Origin of the sequence: Jiella marina (assembly GCF_024359545.1) — a bacterium.
Taxonomy (GTDB): Bacteria; Pseudomonadota; Alphaproteobacteria; order Rhizobiales; family Rhizobiaceae; genus Jiella.
This window is the reverse complement of the sequence record NZ_JAKQZG010000006.1, coordinates 40205-54322: the sequence shown is the minus strand read 5'-3', so window position 1 is coordinate 54322 and position 14118 is coordinate 40205. Positions and strand designations below refer to the sequence as shown.

The window sequence follows — 14118 nt, the reverse complement described above, 5'->3', positions numbered from 1 at the left end:
TCAGATCAAGCCACCGGTGGTCTCGACCGTTCATTCCGTTCTTGACCGGACGGTCACGTTGACCGTAGGCGTCGACGCCTTCGCCGCGCTCGGGGATTTCGGCCTTCCACAGGCAATCAGAATCGACGATGGAGTGGCTTTCGATCGTTCCCGCGCTCGACTCGGTTTATCGAAGATCGCTGTCTGGTGGTTCAGGCTCGGCACCACCCCGAGCGTATCAGGCCGGGCTGTCCGCAGGAAAACGGCCGGCACGAGCGCATGCATCTGACGCTGAAGAAGGCGACCCCGCCACCCGGCGCCGGCATCGTGCAGCAGCAGGCTCGGCATCAAGGAATTCGACGAGGGCATCTGCCTCGTCAGCTCCATGACTTATGATCTGGGATATATCGACCTGGAACAGAGAACCTTGCAAACCATCGACAATCCGTCCGGCACGAGATTGTCACCGATGTCTCAGGTGCGGTCTGTTACCCATGTCTCCGGGTCAGACAATAAACGCGGTGGCTCCCCGGGCCGGATTCGAACCAGCGACCGATCGATTAACAGTCGAGTGCTCTACCACTGAGCTACCGGGGAATGCGCCTTGCCGCGTGGAAGGGGCCTATAGCAAAGCCACCGGCGACTTGCCAAGACGTTTCGGTCGAAAAAGCGAAGAAGATTGTCGAGGAGCCGAAACTTGCCGCCGGAGTGCCCCCGCCGCGGCTCGGCGCGGGGCGGCTGGAAACCCGCGTTGCAACGGGGCTCTTGCAGGGCCATCTACCACCCATGGCGAAAGGAACAGGCGGGACAAAGGCCGTGGAGAAGCCGTGCATGGCTTGGCGGACCGTGCGGGGTTCCGGTGATCGTCGAGTACGGGAAGGCGCGGACCATGACGGAGGCCGATGAGGGCGAACGCAACGGGGAGGGGAGGCGAAGGCATCTGCATCTCTTCGGGCGCAGGCTTCCGCTGCCGGCAAGCCGGTGGGCCAGAGTAAGTCTGGGATCGGGCCTGGTGGTTGGCGGGGTCTTCGGATTTCTTCCGATTCTGGGCTTCTGGATGATTCCGCTCGGGCTCGTGGTTCTTTCGGTCGATTTCGCCCCCGTGCGACGGCTTCGGCGCCGTTCGTCCGTCAAGGCCGAACGCTGGCGGCGCAGGCGTACGGAAACATCGACCTGAAGCTCTTTTCTTCATCCTGCGTTTACCAGCCACACGAAGAATCGTGAGCCGGGCCGATTGTATCGGTCGTCTTCACCCGAAGGAAACCGGCCAAGGCAACAATGCGAAGGTAACCTGAAGGAATGCATTTGCATTCCCAAGAGGAGGCCTGACCGTTGGATGCCCGCGTTCCTCACCTCGACCGCCCGATCTTCGTGGATCTGGACGGCACGCTGATTCGCAGCGACCTTCTGTGGGAATCGCTCTTCCTGACGGCTCGTCAGCAACCGGCAACCCTATGGAAGGTGTTCGGATGGGCCGCCGCCGGCAAGGCGCGGCTGAAAGCGGAACTGGCGCGCAATATCGATTTCGACCCGGCGCTCCTGCCCTACCGTCCGGAAGTCGTCGAGGCGCTACGCGTGGCCAAGGGCGAGGGGCGGCGGATCGTGCTCGCAACCGGGGCGAACGAGCGGCTCGCCCATGCGGTCGCCGACCATCTCGGCCTCTTCGACGATGTCATGGCGTCCTGCGACGCGGTCAATCTGACCGCGAGTCGCAAGCTCGAGCGGATCGCGGGCGAATGTGACGAACGCGGCTTTGAATATTACGGCAATTCCCGCGAGGACGTCTGTCTTCTGGACGCGGCGACCGAAGCAACTGTGGTGGCCCCGGACCGGGTCGCCGGGCGCTGGCAGCGTGCGACCGGATCGAATCTCATCGCCGAATCCGGTCTCGGCCGGGCGAAGGCGGCTCTGAAGGCGATGCGTCCTCATCAATGGGCGAAAAACGTGCTCGTCTTCGTGCCGCTGGTTCTGACCCATGATTTCTTCAACCTCGGGATGGTCCTCGCTGCGCTGGCGGCCTTCTTCAGCTTCTCCTTCGCCGCGTCCTCGGTATATCTCGTGAACGACCTTCTCGATCTCACCGCCGACCGCAAGCACAAGACCAAGAAGAACCGGCCCTTCGCCAGCGGCGCCCTGCCGATACCGACCGGACTCCTCCTGGCGGGGGCGCTGCTGTCGACGTCCATCGTGATCGGCCTGTTTCTCCCGCCGCTCTATCTGCTCGTGCTGGCCGGCTACATGGTGGCGACGACGGCCTATTCCTTCTTCATCAAACGGATGCTTCTGATCGACGTGCTGACGCTCGCGGGGCTCTACACGGTTCGAATCATCGCCGGCGCCGAGGCCACTTCGATCGGCGCCTCCTTCTGGCTGCTGGCCTTTTCGCTGTTTTTCTTCCTCTCGCTCGCCCTGGTGAAACGCTTCACGGAGCTCCAGGATTTCGGCATCGGCGCTTCGCGCACCAAGACCGGTCGCGGCTATGTGTCGGAAGATCTCGAAACCCTGAGCCAGGCCGGCATGGCTTCCGGCTTCGCTTCGGTCATGGTGCTGGCGCTCTACATCAACAGCCCCGAGGTCGCGGCCCATTACACCCAACCCTATCTCGTCTGGCCGCTGTGCCCGATCCTGCTCTACATCATCGTGCGCATCTGGGTGCTGGCGCGGCGCGAACAGATGCATGACGATCCGGTCGTCTTCATCCTGCAGGACTGGCGCAGCCAGATGATGGTCGCCATCGGCGGGCTGATGTTCCTCCTGGCCGCCTATGCGTGACCATCAGAGCTGGGGCCGGCTCCGTCGCGCCGAGCGGCCTGCGATCGGCGCCGATCGTCTCGACTGGATCGGCGGCAGCTTCCTGCCCTTCGGCAATGGCCGCTCCTATGGCGATTCCTGCCACAACGACCGCGGAACGCTGATCGACAGCCGTGCGGGCCTTTCTCCCAGGATCCACCACTTTGATCCAGCCTCAGGGCTGCTCACCGCCGATGCCGGCGTTCTCCTCAGCGAGATCACTCGCCATGTGGCCCCCGACGGCTGGTTCCTGCCAGTCACGCCCGGCACCCAGTTCGTGACGCTGGGCGGGGCGATCGCCAACGACATCCACGGCAAGAACCACCACCGGCGCGGCACCTTCGGGTGCTGGGTCGAGGCGATCGAACTCGAGCGCTCCGATCGTGGCCGGCTGACCCTGACACCCGTCGCAGAGCCCGAGCTTTTTGCCGCGACCATTTCAGGCATGGGGCTGACCGGTCTAATTCGGCAGGCGACAATCCGCCTGATGAAGGTGCCCTCGCTCTCGATCGTCGAGACGACCACCCGCTTCGACCGGCTTTCCGACTATTTCGACCTCGCCGACGAGGCGGACGCGCGGCATGAATATGCCGTCGCCTGGATCGACTCGCTGGCGGGCGGCGCTTCGCTCGGGCGCGGGCACTTGATCGCCGGCGATCATGCGGAGACGGGCGATCGCACCGGGGTGGCCCGGCCGCCGCTGGCAAGCGTGCCCTTCACGCCGCCAATCAGCCCGCTACAGGGACCGTTCCTCAAGGCTTTCAACGAGGCCTATTATCGCAAGGCGAAGGCTGGGACCCACAGCCGGACCGTGCCCTTCGACGGATTCTTCTATCCGCTCGATCGGGTCGGCGCCTGGAACCGGCTCTACGGACCGCGCGGGCTTCACCAGCATCAAAGTGTCGTGCCCGTGGGCGATGCCGAGACCGTGGTCCGGGCGCTGATCGAATGCGCGAAAAGCCATAAGCATGGCTCGTTCCTGACCGTGCTGAAGCGCTTCGGTGACCGCCCGAGTCCCGGTCTCACCAGCTTTCCTCGGCCGGGCTACACGCTGACCCTCGACTTTCCCCATCGTGGCGAAAAGACGTTGAAGCTCCTCGCCGAGCTCGACCGGATCACGATCGAAGCGGGCGGGGCGGTCAATCCCTACAAGGATGCCCGCATGTCGGCTGAAAGCTTCGATCGGGGCTTTGCGAACTGGCGCCGTCTGGAAGCGCTCCGGGATCCCGCGATCCTCTCCGATTTCTGGACGCGCACCGCTATGCGATTTGCTTCCGGCCGTACGCAGTCGATTGCGGACAATTCGAGCGAACCGCTGAGCGCTTCCTTTACCGTACCGGCAAGAACAGTTGCAGACGGCATCTGACCCAGCGTCGACTTAACCCATCTCTGAGCTTTGGTCGCTAGAAACGCACGAAAGCGGCCCGGCAACGAAGGGCCGATGCAGCCGAGGACGGGCGAATGACGAAGTACATCCCCTTCATCCTGTTTACCGTGTTCACCAACGCGGCCGCGCAGGTGATGTTGAAATACGGCATGATGCAGCTCGGAGAGCTGAGCTTTGCCGGGGTCAATCCGATCCTGAAGATCCTGCAGATCGTGTTCAGCCCCTGGGTGTTTCTGGGGCTCCTCACCTTCGTGATCTCCATGGCCTCGCACCTTTTCGTGCTTTCGAAGGTCGATCTCTCCTTCGCCTACCCGTTCCTGTCGCTCGCTTACGTGGCGGTGGCCGTCTTCGCCTATTTCGTCTTCCGCGAAGACGTGAATGCGATGCGTATTCTCGGCATTGCCCTGATCTGCGGCGGAACCTTCTTCATCGCCCAGAGCGGCAGCCAGCCGCATGTCGACGAGCCGGTCGACGTTGCCGCCAATCAAGTCTCCCAGTCCCGGATGTCCAAGCCCTCAGAGGTGTCCCAATGAAACACGTTCTTTTCGGCGGTGACGGATTCGTCGGCCGTCACCTTGCCAAGAAGCTCCTTGCCGATGGCGAGGAGGTCATCGTCGCCGATATCGCCAAGAGCGATCTGCCCCATTACGGCGCCGGCGTCCGCTTCATGCATTGCGACGTCACCCGCCCGGCAGACTGTGCCAAGGTGCCGATGGCGCCCGAGGACATGGTCTACAACCTGTCGGCCAAGATGCTCTCGCCGATCCAGGTCCGGGCGAAGCGCCACGACTTCTTCTATCCGGTCAACTATTTCGGCACCGAGAACATCATCCAGGCAATGGACAAGGCCGCCGCGCCGAACCTCGTCCATTTCACCACGGACATGATCTACGGTCATACGGTGACCTATCCGATGACCGAAGAGCATCCGGTCTCCCCGCTTGGCGAATATGGCCAGTCCAAGCTCGACACCGAGGTTCTGGCCGCCGAATGGCGCAAGAAGGGCATGAACATCTCGCTCTTCCGGCCGCGCCTCATTATCGGCCCGGGCCGGCTGGGTATTCTCGAAAAGCTGTTCAAGCTGATCGACCACAATTTTCCGGTTCCGATGATCGGCTCGGGCAAGAACCCGTATCAGTTCATCTCGGTCTTCGACTGCGCGGAAGCCGCGCGTCTCGCCTGGAAGGCGGGCGTCCCGAACGAGGCCTACAATCTCGGCTCGCTCAACCCGCCGCCGGTGAAGAAGCTTCTCGGCGATCTCATCAAGCATGCCGGATCGAAGTCGATTCTCGTTCCGACGCCTGGCTGGGCGGTCAAGCGCACGCTCGACCTCCTCGACGCCCTCAACATGCCGCTGATGGATCCGGAGCAGTATCTCATCGCGGACGAGGAATGCGTTCTCGACGTGTCGAAGGGCGAACGCCAGCTCGGCTGGGTGCCCCAGTATCGCGACGAGGACATGCTGATCGCCGCCTACAGCGAATACCGCGCCAAGCGCCAGGCAGCCTCCGGCAAGCTCGCCTCCCATCCCCAGCCGGCCGAATAAGGAGCCCTTTCGATGCTCGACCGCCCGACGATTTCCGCGCCGGCCCTTGACGACAGCCTGCGCCGCGGCCCGCAAAAGCCGCAGCTCCTTTCCGTCGAGGACGCCAAGGCGCTCTCGGTGGAAACGATGGCCGATCTGTTCAAACAGCACATCAATCCCGGCCAGTTCCACTTCATGAAGCTTCTCGGCTTTCACAAGGTGAAGGTCGAGCGCGCCGAGGGGATGTATTACATCGACCAGAACGGCCGAAAGATCCTCGATTTCTTCGGTGGTTTCGGCTCGCTTGCCCAGGGCCACAATCATCCCCGGATCCTGGCGGCGCGTGAGCGTTTCCAGGCGGAAAAGCGCCATGAGATCGCGATCGCGTTCCTGTCGCAATACGCCTCGGCGCTCGCCAAGAACCTCGCCGCCTGTTCGCCCGGCGAACTCGACATGGTGTTCCTCGGCTCGACCGGTTCGGAAGCCATGGAAGCGGCGATCAAGGTCGCCGAACGCGCATCCGGCCGCAAGAACTGCAAGATCGTCCATGCCGAGAACTCGTTCCACGGCAAGTCCAAGGGTGTTCTGTCGATCACCGACTCGCCGCTCTATCAGGGCGAATTCAAGCTGGTCGGCAACACGTACAAGGTCCCCCATGGCGATCTCGAAGCCCTGAAACGGGTCATCGAGAACGATTCCGACGTTGGCGTCGTGGTGCTGGAGACGGTGCAGGGCGGCGGCGGCATCATCGGCGCCTCGACGGAATACTGGCAGGGCGTGCGCGCGCTCTGCGACCGCCACAACGTGCTGTGGGTCGCCGACGAGGTGCAGTGCGGCTATGGCCGGACGGGCAAGTTCTACGCCTTCGAACATCATGGCGTGGTGCCGGACGTGACGGCGCTCGCCAAGTCGCTCGGCGCCGGCAAGGCGGCCGTCGGTGCGATGATCGCCAAGCGCGACGTCTACATGAAGGCCTATGGCAACCCGAAGACCGCGATGATCCACGCACAGGCAACTTTCGGCGGCATCGGTGAGGCCTGCATCACGGCGATCGAAGGACTGAACGTCCTTTACGACGAGGACCTGATCGGCAATTCGGCCGAAACCGGCGCCTATCTCCTCGATCGTCTGAAAGCCATTCAGGAGAAATATCCGACCATCATCAAGGAAGTCCGTGGCCAGGGTCTGATGATCGGACTGGAGTTCCAGGACTTCTCGCGCACCCTGCCGCTGGCCCTGCGGCCGATGGTGGCGATGCTCGACGACAAACTCAAGGGCTCGCTGTCGGGCTTCATCGGGGCGCTGCTCTTGAGGGACTACGACGTCCTCGTCGCCTTCACCGAGTACAACCGCAACGTCATCCGTCTGGAGCCGCCGCTGATCTGTTCGGAAGATCACGTCGACCAGTTCTGCGACGCGCTCGATGATCTCCTGTCGCGCGGCATCGTCTCGATCGTCAAGGACTTCGTGAAGTCGCAGCTCGGCTGAGCCTGAGCGCTCGAACAATCACCCTCGCCCCCGATGCCGCTCTTGCGGAGCCCCGGGGCGAGGGCTGGCTTTTTTCAGCGCTCGGGGTGCGGGAGCATCAGCCTTCGGGGTCGGATATCTCGGGGGCCGCGGAAGCCCCCAGATTCTCTCCCAACCGCTGGAGATACTTGCGGAACGCCTTGCGCTCCTTGGTCGAAAAACCCTTCAGCGCCCGGCGCTCCAAGGATTTCTGGGCCTTCTTCACATTGCCCACCGCGGCATGCCCGGCCACAGTCAGGAACGCCCGGTTCTGGCGAAGATCGTTGCCGGAAGCGCGTTTTTCGACGAGGCCCTGGGCGACCAGCCGCGCAATGGTTTTCGTCACCGTCGGCGGCTTGACCGAGAGCTTCACGGCGAGATCGCGGAGCGTGATGCCGTCTTCGTCGCCGATCGCAACCAGCACGCTGTCCTGGCCGGGATAAAGCCCCAGCGCATCCAGATCGTGCATCAAGGCGGTTCTGGCGCTTCGCGAGGCAAGAACGAGCTGGCCCGTGACGGAGCCTTTCTTCCTTTTCCGCGCCATCCGATCTCCCGTATCGCGAATCACCGTCAAGATGGTCGAGCGCAAGGGCGATGTCCAGCCAATGCAAGGACTTGCCACATATCTTCGGTCAGGGCATCAAGGCGTGAACGGGATCGACGAGGGACCGATGCGACGCCGCTTCGAGGAGATGACATCGGCCGAACTGGCTGCCGCCGGCCCCGAGCTCGCCGACGCGGTTGCGGTCCTGCCCATTGCCGCCGTCGAGCAGCACGGCCCCCATCTGCCGCTCGGAACCGACGCGCTTCTGGCCGACGCCATGGTGGATTTGGCGATTGCCCGGATGCCGGCCGCGCGACCGGTGACCTTCCTGCCGACATTCCGCTTCGGCAAATCGACCGAGCATACGGGCTTTCCCGGCACGCTCAGCCTCGACTGGAAGACGGTGACCCAGGCGCTGATCGAGATCGGCGAAGGTCTAGCCGCATCGGGGTTCCGGCGGCTCGTTATCGTGAACGCTCATGGCGGCAACACGCCGGTGATGGACACGGTCGCGCTGGAGTTGCGCCGTTCTCACAAGATGCTGGTCGGAACCTGCTCCTGGTTGCGCTTCGGCTATCCAGAAGGCCTGCTGCCGGCGGACGAGATCGATCACGGCATCCATGGCGGCGCGGTCGAGACGGCGCTGATGCAGCATTTCTATCCCGACGTCGTGCGCAACGATGCCATCCGGGATTTCCCCACCCTTCAAAGGACGCTGTCCGAGCGCCACACCCATCTGCGCGCCCATGGCCGCCTCGGCTTCGGCTGGATGGCGGGCGATTTGAATGCCGAGGGTGTCGTCGGCGATGCGCGGCACGCGACACCGGAGATCGGTAAAGAGATCGCGGAGTATCAGGCGGATCGGTTCATTGGGTTTGTTGAGGATGTGCTGGCGTTTGATCTCGGGGATTTGGTTTGAGGTAGCCGCGGCATACCGGCACTCCCTCACCCTGAGCCTATCGAAGGGCGAGGGAGTGCAATCCGCTGCAGATCGCCTGGGAACCTGTGGACAATTGTCCGGAGCGCATCTGATCGTCCGAAGTCCGCAAAAGTCACCCTTCGACAGGCTCAGGGTGAGGGGCGCTACAGCATCGGCCCGAAAATCGGAATCGATTTTCGGAAAGCACGATGCGTGGATTCAATAAGATAGAGCGTCCCTTGTGCGTCCAATTGGACGCACGCGCTTTAGTGCAAGCGCGTTCCCACGTCCTTCGACGATGGCCAACGCCACGCAAGTTGGGGGATTGCCAGAGGGGGCCAGTGCCGCTTCACATAGGGGGGACCGTCTTCCCTCCGTGCGCCCAAGCAAAGGTGACCTGCCATGCCAGCATCCGAACCGCAGGGCGCCACTCGCCGCGTTTGGCTGAAGAACCCGCTGGCGATTCTGGCGGAACGCGCTGGCGGCGGCGTGGTCGTTGCCGGTGGGCGGATCGTTGAACTCGTTCCTGCTGGGGCGGAGCCGAGCGAGCTCGTCGACGAGACGGTCGACGTCTCCCGCCATGTGGTCCTGCCGGGCCTGATCAACACCCATCACCATTTCTACCAGACGCTGACCCGCGCCCATCCGCAGGCGATCGACAAGGAGCTCTTTCCCTGGCTGAAGAGCCTCTATCCGATCTGGGGGCGGCTCGATGCCGACAGCATGCGGCTGGCGGCGCGATTGGCCCTGACCGAGCTTTTGATGTCCGGCTGCACGACCGCGGCCGATCATCACTATCTGTTTCCGGCCGGTCTCGACGATGCGATCGACATCGAGGTGGAAGAGGCGGCCGCGCTCGGCATCCGGGTGACGCTGACGCGCGGGTCGATGGATCTCTCGGAAAAGGACGGCGGCCTGCCGCCGGACAGCGTCGTGCAGGACGCCGATACGATCCTCGCCGACAGCGAGCGGCTGATCGGCCGCTATCACGATCGATCCGAAGCCGCGATGTTGCAGATCGCGCTCGCGCCCTGTTCGCCCTTTTCGGTGACGCGCCGGCTGATGAGCGAGACGGCGGCTCTGGCCGAAAAGCACGACTGCCGGCTGCACACCCACCTTGGCGAGACCGAGGACGAGAACCGCTTTTGCGAAGAGACCTTTGGCTGCCGTCCGCTCGACTATCTGGAGGAAGTGGGCTGGCTCGGGCCGCGGACCTGGCTTGGTCATGGCATTCATTTCACCACCGAAGAATGCCGGAAGCTCGGCCGCCACAAGGTGGGCGTCTGCCATTGCCCGGCCTCGAATGCAGTCCTCGCCTCGGGCTTCTGCCCGGTTCGCGAATTGCAGGAGGCCGGTGCGCCGGTCGGCCTAGGCGTCGACGGCTCGGCGTCGAATGACGGGTCGAACATGATTGCCGAACTGCGCACGGCCTTGATGGTGCAGCGGTTGAACTATCGCTCCGCCTCGGCCTTCACGGCGCGCGATGCGATCCAACTCGCGACCGAAGGGTCGGCCGCTTGTCTCGGTCGCCCGGAACTGGGACGCATCGCCGTCGGCACGCAGGCCGACCTCGCGTTCTTCACCCTGGACGAGTTGCGCTTTTCCGGCGCGCACGACCCAATCGCGGCCCTGGTCCTGTGTGGCGCGCAGGGCGCCGACCGCGTGATGGTCGGCGGACAATGGCGGGTTATGGATGGCCGGCCTGTCGGCATCGATCTCGAAGACCTGCGGGCTCGGCACGGCGAGGCAGCGCGCCGCTTCGCCTGATCGCGGCCGTCAATCGCCAGCGACGAAGAACTGCAATTTGCCCTCCGGCGTGATGCCCGCGCGGTAGAAATTATAGGCGCCGAAATCGAGCATGGCACGATAGTCGCCCGCCGTGACCAGTTCGAAAAGTTCGACGAGCTGCGGCTTCGTCAGCTTCGACAGATCGACCTGGGTGAAATAGGGCCACACGTAGATCTCGTTCTCCGAGCCCGGTTCGGTCCGGGCGTAACCGGATTCGAGCACTTCCAGGAGGATCGCGAGGATCTCGATGCCCTCGCCGTCGCCCGAGGCGGATTTCAGAAATTCGATCGGATCGTCGATGTCTGCGCCGAAGCTGAGCACCGTGCCGTCCGCGCCCGTCTCGATATAGGGACGCAGCTTCTCGATATCGCCGGTTCGGGCGATTTCCATCAGCTTCGCACGAAGGTCGCGGACGGGGGCCGGCAGATTCGCTTCACCGTGGCCGATTTCCACGGGCAGCGGCGTGGCGAGGCGCGGTTCCTCCGCGCCATCTTCCCGAATCGCCGCCGGTCCATCGTCATCGCCGGCAGCGGCCGGCCTGACCCGTCCGCCCGTTCCACGCTCGTCGGCGCCTGGGCTCTTTTCATCGGCATCTGCATCTCGTTTGTCGTCTGCCGGCGCTGCGGGCTTGACGATGGCTCCCGTCGACTGATCGTCCGGCGGAAAGGGACGCTCGCCCTGGTCGGTGCCCTCGGCCTCGTCGCCGGGGTCGGGGGAAGCGCCGCGCGCGCCACCATCGCGGGGCAGCTGCGGCCCCTGCACTGGCTTCGGCTCCGCGTCCGGCTTGGCGCTCGGAGCGGCCGTGCCGGGAAGCGGCGGGAGCGGCACGGCGATGATGCCTTCCTTGCTGATACCGCTGCCGTCCTCGCCCTCGAACAGCGAGAAGGCGGAGGCATCGGAAAGCGAGCCGAGGACCGCCAGACTGAAGACGCCAGCCTTGAAGAGCATGCTCGTCGATCGGCGCATCAATCTTCGTCCCCTTCGCCCTGGAGTGTCCTGAAATCTCGTGCCAATCGACGTGAGCTTATCCACGCCGCCATGTCGTGGCTCGGCTCCCGGATCGCAATCCGGTCCGGTGACGTTGGCCCAAATGGTACCAATGGCGAACGGCTGCCGCGCTCGAAGCGGCGGCGGAGCCTGGTTGGCGCGGCGATCGCGACGCGTGCTACTGCAACGTCCGGTCGGCGCGGAATTCCCCGAATTCCAGCCGCTTGCGAAGCGTCTCCATCATGTCCAGCACGTCGTCTTCGCCATGAAGACGCACGAGTTCCGTCAAAGCCGTGACGATGGCGGTCTCGGCCAGGATTTCCGTCTCGATCCCGTCCGACATGCCGTCGGCCCAGGCCTCGTTGTGGTATTCGAGGGCCACCTGCTTCTTTTCCGCCTGGATCATCTCGTCCAGTTCGGCACTCTGCAAATCAATCATCGGACCCCCTCAATTTTCCTTGCCGCTTTCACGCCTCGTTAAGACCTAGCATGATTGCGCAGGCAGTGACTCGCGTTTTCGCGCGATCCCTAATCAAACGTTAAGCTCCATATCTGGAGCCGATCTCTCTCGCGAGGGTCGCCCCTTCTTCGCGATAGCGATTCGCCGCCACCCGCGCCGCATCCGTGCAGCTGCGATAGGTGGCTTCGAAAGCCCGATAGCCGCTGTTGAAGCTCGCGATCAGGTGCCGGCGATCGGCGTCGCTCGGCGCGAGGGCCTCCAGCAGCGTGTTCATCTCGTCCCGCCAGACGCCGGCTTCCTCGTCGCCGCAAAGCTTGCGAAGGAAATGCATCGATCCGAGGATCGTCGCAAGCCGGCTCATGGGGCGCATATAGGGCGCATTGCTCGGCCGTTCGGCCGGTTGCGACTCTTCCGTGGCTTCCTCGGCCGCCTCTTCCTCCTGCGCGTGGGCAGCGGGCATGTGCGCCGCGCCGGCGACGAGAAGCATGCCGGCGATCGCCATCGCGTGAGTGAGTCGTCTGGGTCGCATGGGCAATAACATTCATCATTCGTTAAAGGTCACGCAAGCCGCGGCGTGCGCTGCGTGGCCCGAAATCCTCACCCTGCGCTGTTCAGGCAACAGCCACCAATCGGATTTGATGAAAATGCGAGCGAAAAGCGGCCTCTACGGTACCTCGAGGCCCGCCAAGCAGCGCTCGACGACCGCGGCGAGACGCGGCGTCGTAAGACCTTCGCCTTCGCACCTGCGGATGTCGACCAAGCTGCGGAAGCCGGCGGCACGGGCGTCGTCAGCGGCTTTCGGTTCGACCGTCCCGTCGACCCTGCCGGCAAAGACGGCGATGACGGCATGGGACCTCGTGTCGATGACTTCGTGAAAGGTGATGAATGTCAGAGAGTCCGCGACAAGGCCGGTTTCTTCGCGGACTTCTCGGCGGCCGGCTTCCTCAAGTCTCTCGCCGAAGCGAACGCCGCCGCCCGGGAGGCTCCAAAGGCCGGCAAAGGGCGGTTTGCCGCGCTGGACCAGGAGAATGCCGGCTGGCGAGACGAGGCAGGTCGAGACGCCGAGAAGGGGGCTTGCGGAATCGCTCATCGACCTTCGAGATATGGTCGTCGACGTGCAGGTCCAAGCCGGGTGTCAATCGAAAGAGGGTGAGAGACGCGAGATGGCCGGAAGATTCGCCCTGACCTGCTCGCCGGAGGTGCTGGCCGAGCATTTCGGCCTCAAGGAGATCGATCCGTTTCCGCCGCGGCCGCGCATCCTGCCGACGCAACCGATTCTGGTTGTTCTGGCTGGCAGCGAAGGCCGGGTGGAAGTCTGGCGGGAAGGGCGCCATGCGCAGCTGGCGCGCTGGGGCCTGACCCCGTCCTGGTATCGCGGGGAGGACACGCCGCCGGTGATGTTCGCCGCACGGGCCGAGACGGTCGCGGAGAAGAACGCCTTTCGCGGCGCCTTACGACACCGCCGCTGTCTCGTGCCGGCGACGGCCTTTCACCGCAAGCGGCAGGCGGGCGAGGGCGCCGGGAAGCTCCTCGAGATCAGCCTCGCCGGGGCGCAGGTCTTTGCGATCGCCGGGCTATTCGAGCCCTACATGGCAGGCGATGGCAGCGAGATCGACACGGCAGCGATCCTGACTGCGCCGGCCGGACCCGAGCTTCACGGCCTTGGCGAGCGCAGGCCGGTGATCGTCGATCCCGGCGACTACGAGCGCTGGCTGGACTGCCGGACGAACGGGCCGGACGATATCGGCGACATCCTGGACGCCCCGATTGCGGGACGCCTTTCATTTGCTGCGGCGGATGACTGAGGTCGGCCCTACTCGGCCGGCGTCATCGCGATGCGCGCAAGCGGAGCCTTCGCGGCGTTGGTCGACTTGCGGCAGGCCTGGCTGGCGGCCGCGATCGCCGGAATCGCGATGTCGCGATAGTTCCGTACGAGGTCGATCTCGTTGTCGCGTTCTTGCTTGGAGCGGAATTCGAGAGTGTCGGTGGTCATGGCATGTGGTCCGTGGTGATGCATGGGCTCTGCTGGGAAGCCCTCCAATTGCGCCAGTTTGAAGACCGAAACTGACCCGATCCTCCTTAGCGCGGTAACATTGCGCCAATGATGCGTGGACGTGTCCGCCGAGTTACAGTGAAGCCTCTGAAATTTGGTAAGAATTTTCGTCAAATCCGCTTTTGGCGGCGCCATTGTTTCAGCTTTGTGACGGCTACAAGTTCTGTTTCGGCCGGTCAT

15 protein-coding genes, 1 tRNA gene and 1 pseudogene are annotated in these 14118 nt (G+C 63.8%); 10 read left to right on the top strand and 7 right to left on the bottom strand.

Features of this window, described 5'->3' with window-relative positions:
- Positions 1 to 73: 73 nt before the first annotated feature.
- Positions 74 to 454: pseudogene (locus MF134_RS24195) on the top strand (IS481 family transposase); the annotation flags it as partial.
- Between the two features lie 47 nt (positions 455 to 501).
- Here MF134_RS24195 and MF134_RS12140 read toward each other — a convergent pair.
- Positions 502 to 576, bottom strand: a tRNA-Asn gene (locus MF134_RS12140).
- 292 nt (positions 577 to 868) lie between these two features.
- Here MF134_RS12140 and MF134_RS12135 point away from each other — a divergent pair.
- From MF134_RS12135 to MF134_RS12110, 6 genes are all read left to right on the top strand, one after another.
- Positions 869 to 1156, top strand: a complete 288-nt coding sequence (locus MF134_RS12135; RefSeq protein WP_255339730.1) for a hypothetical protein — start codon at positions 869 to 871, stop codon at positions 1154 to 1156.
- 155 nt (positions 1157 to 1311) lie between these two features.
- The gene (locus MF134_RS12130) at positions 1312 to 2751 is read left to right on the top strand and encodes a UbiA family prenyltransferase (RefSeq protein ID WP_255339729.1); all 1440 of its coding nucleotides are present in this window, start codon (positions 1312 to 1314) and stop codon (positions 2749 to 2751) included.
- Positions 2744 to 4135, top strand: coding sequence for an FAD-binding oxidoreductase (locus MF134_RS12125; RefSeq protein WP_255339728.1), 1392 nt, complete (start codon positions 2744 to 2746; stop codon positions 4133 to 4135). The genes MF134_RS12130 and MF134_RS12125 overlap by 8 nt, the downstream gene beginning before the upstream one ends.
- Before the next feature lie 95 nt (positions 4136 to 4230).
- The gene (locus tag MF134_RS12120) at positions 4231 to 4689 is read left to right on the top strand and encodes an EamA family transporter (RefSeq protein WP_255339727.1); all 459 of its coding nucleotides are present in this window, start codon (positions 4231 to 4233) and stop codon (positions 4687 to 4689) included.
- Entirely contained in the window at positions 4686 to 5702 is a 1017-nt protein-coding gene (locus MF134_RS12115) for an NAD-dependent epimerase/dehydratase family protein (protein WP_255339726.1), read from the top strand. The genes MF134_RS12120 and MF134_RS12115 overlap by 4 nt, the downstream gene beginning before the upstream one ends.
- Before the next feature lie 12 nt (positions 5703 to 5714).
- Entirely contained in the window at positions 5715 to 7169 is a 1455-nt protein-coding gene (locus tag MF134_RS12110; protein WP_255339725.1) for an aspartate aminotransferase family protein, read from the top strand.
- 97 nt (positions 7170 to 7266) lie between these two features.
- Here MF134_RS12110 and MF134_RS12105 read toward each other — a convergent pair whose 3' ends face one another.
- Positions 7267 to 7731, bottom strand: a complete 465-nt coding sequence (locus MF134_RS12105) for a MarR family winged helix-turn-helix transcriptional regulator (protein ID WP_255339724.1) — start codon at positions 7729 to 7731, stop codon at positions 7267 to 7269.
- Positions 7732 to 7858: 127 nt separating this feature from the next.
- Here MF134_RS12105 and MF134_RS12100 point away from each other — a divergent pair, with 127 nt between their 5' ends.
- Together MF134_RS12100 and MF134_RS12095 are read left to right on the top strand one after the other, a co-directional pair.
- Entirely contained in the window at positions 7859 to 8650 is a 792-nt protein-coding gene (locus MF134_RS12100) for a creatininase family protein (RefSeq protein WP_255339723.1), read from the top strand.
- A 402-nt stretch (positions 8651 to 9052) separates the two neighbouring features.
- Entirely contained in the window at positions 9053 to 10417 is a 1365-nt protein-coding gene (locus MF134_RS12095; RefSeq protein WP_255339722.1) for an 8-oxoguanine deaminase, read from the top strand.
- 9 nt (positions 10418 to 10426) lie between these two features.
- On the opposite strand, the gene MF134_RS12090 is transcribed toward MF134_RS12095, so the two are convergent.
- The 4 genes from MF134_RS12090 to MF134_RS12075 all read right to left on the bottom strand — a co-directional run bounded on the left by MF134_RS12090 (position 10427) and on the right by MF134_RS12075 (position 12975).
- Positions 10427 to 11404, bottom strand: coding sequence for a hypothetical protein (locus MF134_RS12090; protein ID WP_255339721.1), 978 nt, complete (start codon positions 11402 to 11404; stop codon positions 10427 to 10429).
- Between the two features lie 199 nt (positions 11405 to 11603).
- The gene (locus MF134_RS12085; protein WP_255339720.1) at positions 11604 to 11864 is read right to left on the bottom strand and encodes a hypothetical protein; all 261 of its coding nucleotides are present in this window, start codon (positions 11862 to 11864) and stop codon (positions 11604 to 11606) included.
- Positions 11865 to 11964: 100 nt separating this feature from the next.
- On the bottom strand, positions 11965 to 12414 hold the full coding sequence (locus MF134_RS12080; RefSeq protein WP_255339719.1) for a TIGR02301 family protein: 450 nt from the start codon (positions 12412 to 12414) through the stop codon (positions 11965 to 11967).
- Between the two features lie 135 nt (positions 12415 to 12549).
- Entirely contained in the window at positions 12550 to 12975 is a 426-nt protein-coding gene (locus MF134_RS12075; RefSeq protein ID WP_255339718.1) for an NUDIX hydrolase, read from the bottom strand.
- 73 nt (positions 12976 to 13048) lie between these two features.
- Between MF134_RS12075 and MF134_RS12070 the strand changes: the two genes are divergently transcribed.
- On the top strand, positions 13049 to 13690 hold the full coding sequence (locus MF134_RS12070; RefSeq protein WP_255339717.1) for an SOS response-associated peptidase: 642 nt from the start codon (positions 13049 to 13051) through the stop codon (positions 13688 to 13690).
- An 8-nt stretch (positions 13691 to 13698) separates the two neighbouring features.
- On the opposite strand, the gene MF134_RS12065 is transcribed toward MF134_RS12070, so the two are convergent.
- On the bottom strand, positions 13699 to 13878 hold the full coding sequence (locus MF134_RS12065) for a hypothetical protein (protein ID WP_255339716.1): 180 nt from the start codon (positions 13876 to 13878) through the stop codon (positions 13699 to 13701).
- Between the last annotated feature and the right edge of the window lie 240 nt (positions 13879 to 14118).

Excerpts from the sequence above, each read along its gene's own strand:
- MF134_RS12080 (WP_255339719.1), bottom strand. The coding sequence starts at position 12,414 with ATGCGACCCAGACGACTCACTCACGCGATGGCGATCGCCGGCATGCTT.
- MF134_RS12115 (WP_255339726.1), top strand. The coding sequence starts at position 4,686 with ATGAAACACGTTCTTTTCGGCGGTGACGGATTCGTCGGCCGTCACCTT.
- MF134_RS12085 (WP_255339720.1), bottom strand. The coding sequence starts at position 11,864 with ATGATTGATTTGCAGAGTGCCGAACTGGACGAGATGATCCAGGCGGAA.
- MF134_RS12075 (WP_255339718.1), bottom strand. The coding sequence starts at position 12,975 with ATGAGCGATTCCGCAAGCCCCCTTCTCGGCGTCTCGACCTGCCTCGTC.
- MF134_RS12100 (WP_255339723.1), top strand. The coding sequence starts at position 7,859 with ATGCGACGCCGCTTCGAGGAGATGACATCGGCCGAACTGGCTGCCGCC.
- MF134_RS12105 (WP_255339724.1), bottom strand. The coding sequence starts at position 7,731 with ATGGCGCGGAAAAGGAAGAAAGGCTCCGTCACGGGCCAGCTCGTTCTT.
- MF134_RS12070 (WP_255339717.1), top strand. The coding sequence starts at position 13,049 with ATGGCCGGAAGATTCGCCCTGACCTGCTCGCCGGAGGTGCTGGCCGAG.
- MF134_RS12120 (WP_255339727.1), top strand. The coding sequence starts at position 4,231 with ATGACGAAGTACATCCCCTTCATCCTGTTTACCGTGTTCACCAACGCG.
- MF134_RS12095 (WP_255339722.1), top strand. The coding sequence starts at position 9,053 with ATGCCAGCATCCGAACCGCAGGGCGCCACTCGCCGCGTTTGGCTGAAG.
- MF134_RS12090 (WP_255339721.1), bottom strand. The coding sequence starts at position 11,404 with ATGCGCCGATCGACGAGCATGCTCTTCAAGGCTGGCGTCTTCAGTCTG.
- MF134_RS12065 (WP_255339716.1), bottom strand. The coding sequence starts at position 13,878 with ATGACCACCGACACTCTCGAATTCCGCTCCAAGCAAGAACGCGACAAC.
- MF134_RS12135 (WP_255339730.1), top strand. The coding sequence starts at position 869 with ATGACGGAGGCCGATGAGGGCGAACGCAACGGGGAGGGGAGGCGAAGG.
- MF134_RS12125 (WP_255339728.1), top strand. The coding sequence starts at position 2,744 with ATGCGTGACCATCAGAGCTGGGGCCGGCTCCGTCGCGCCGAGCGGCCT.
- MF134_RS12110 (WP_255339725.1), top strand. The coding sequence starts at position 5,715 with ATGCTCGACCGCCCGACGATTTCCGCGCCGGCCCTTGACGACAGCCTG.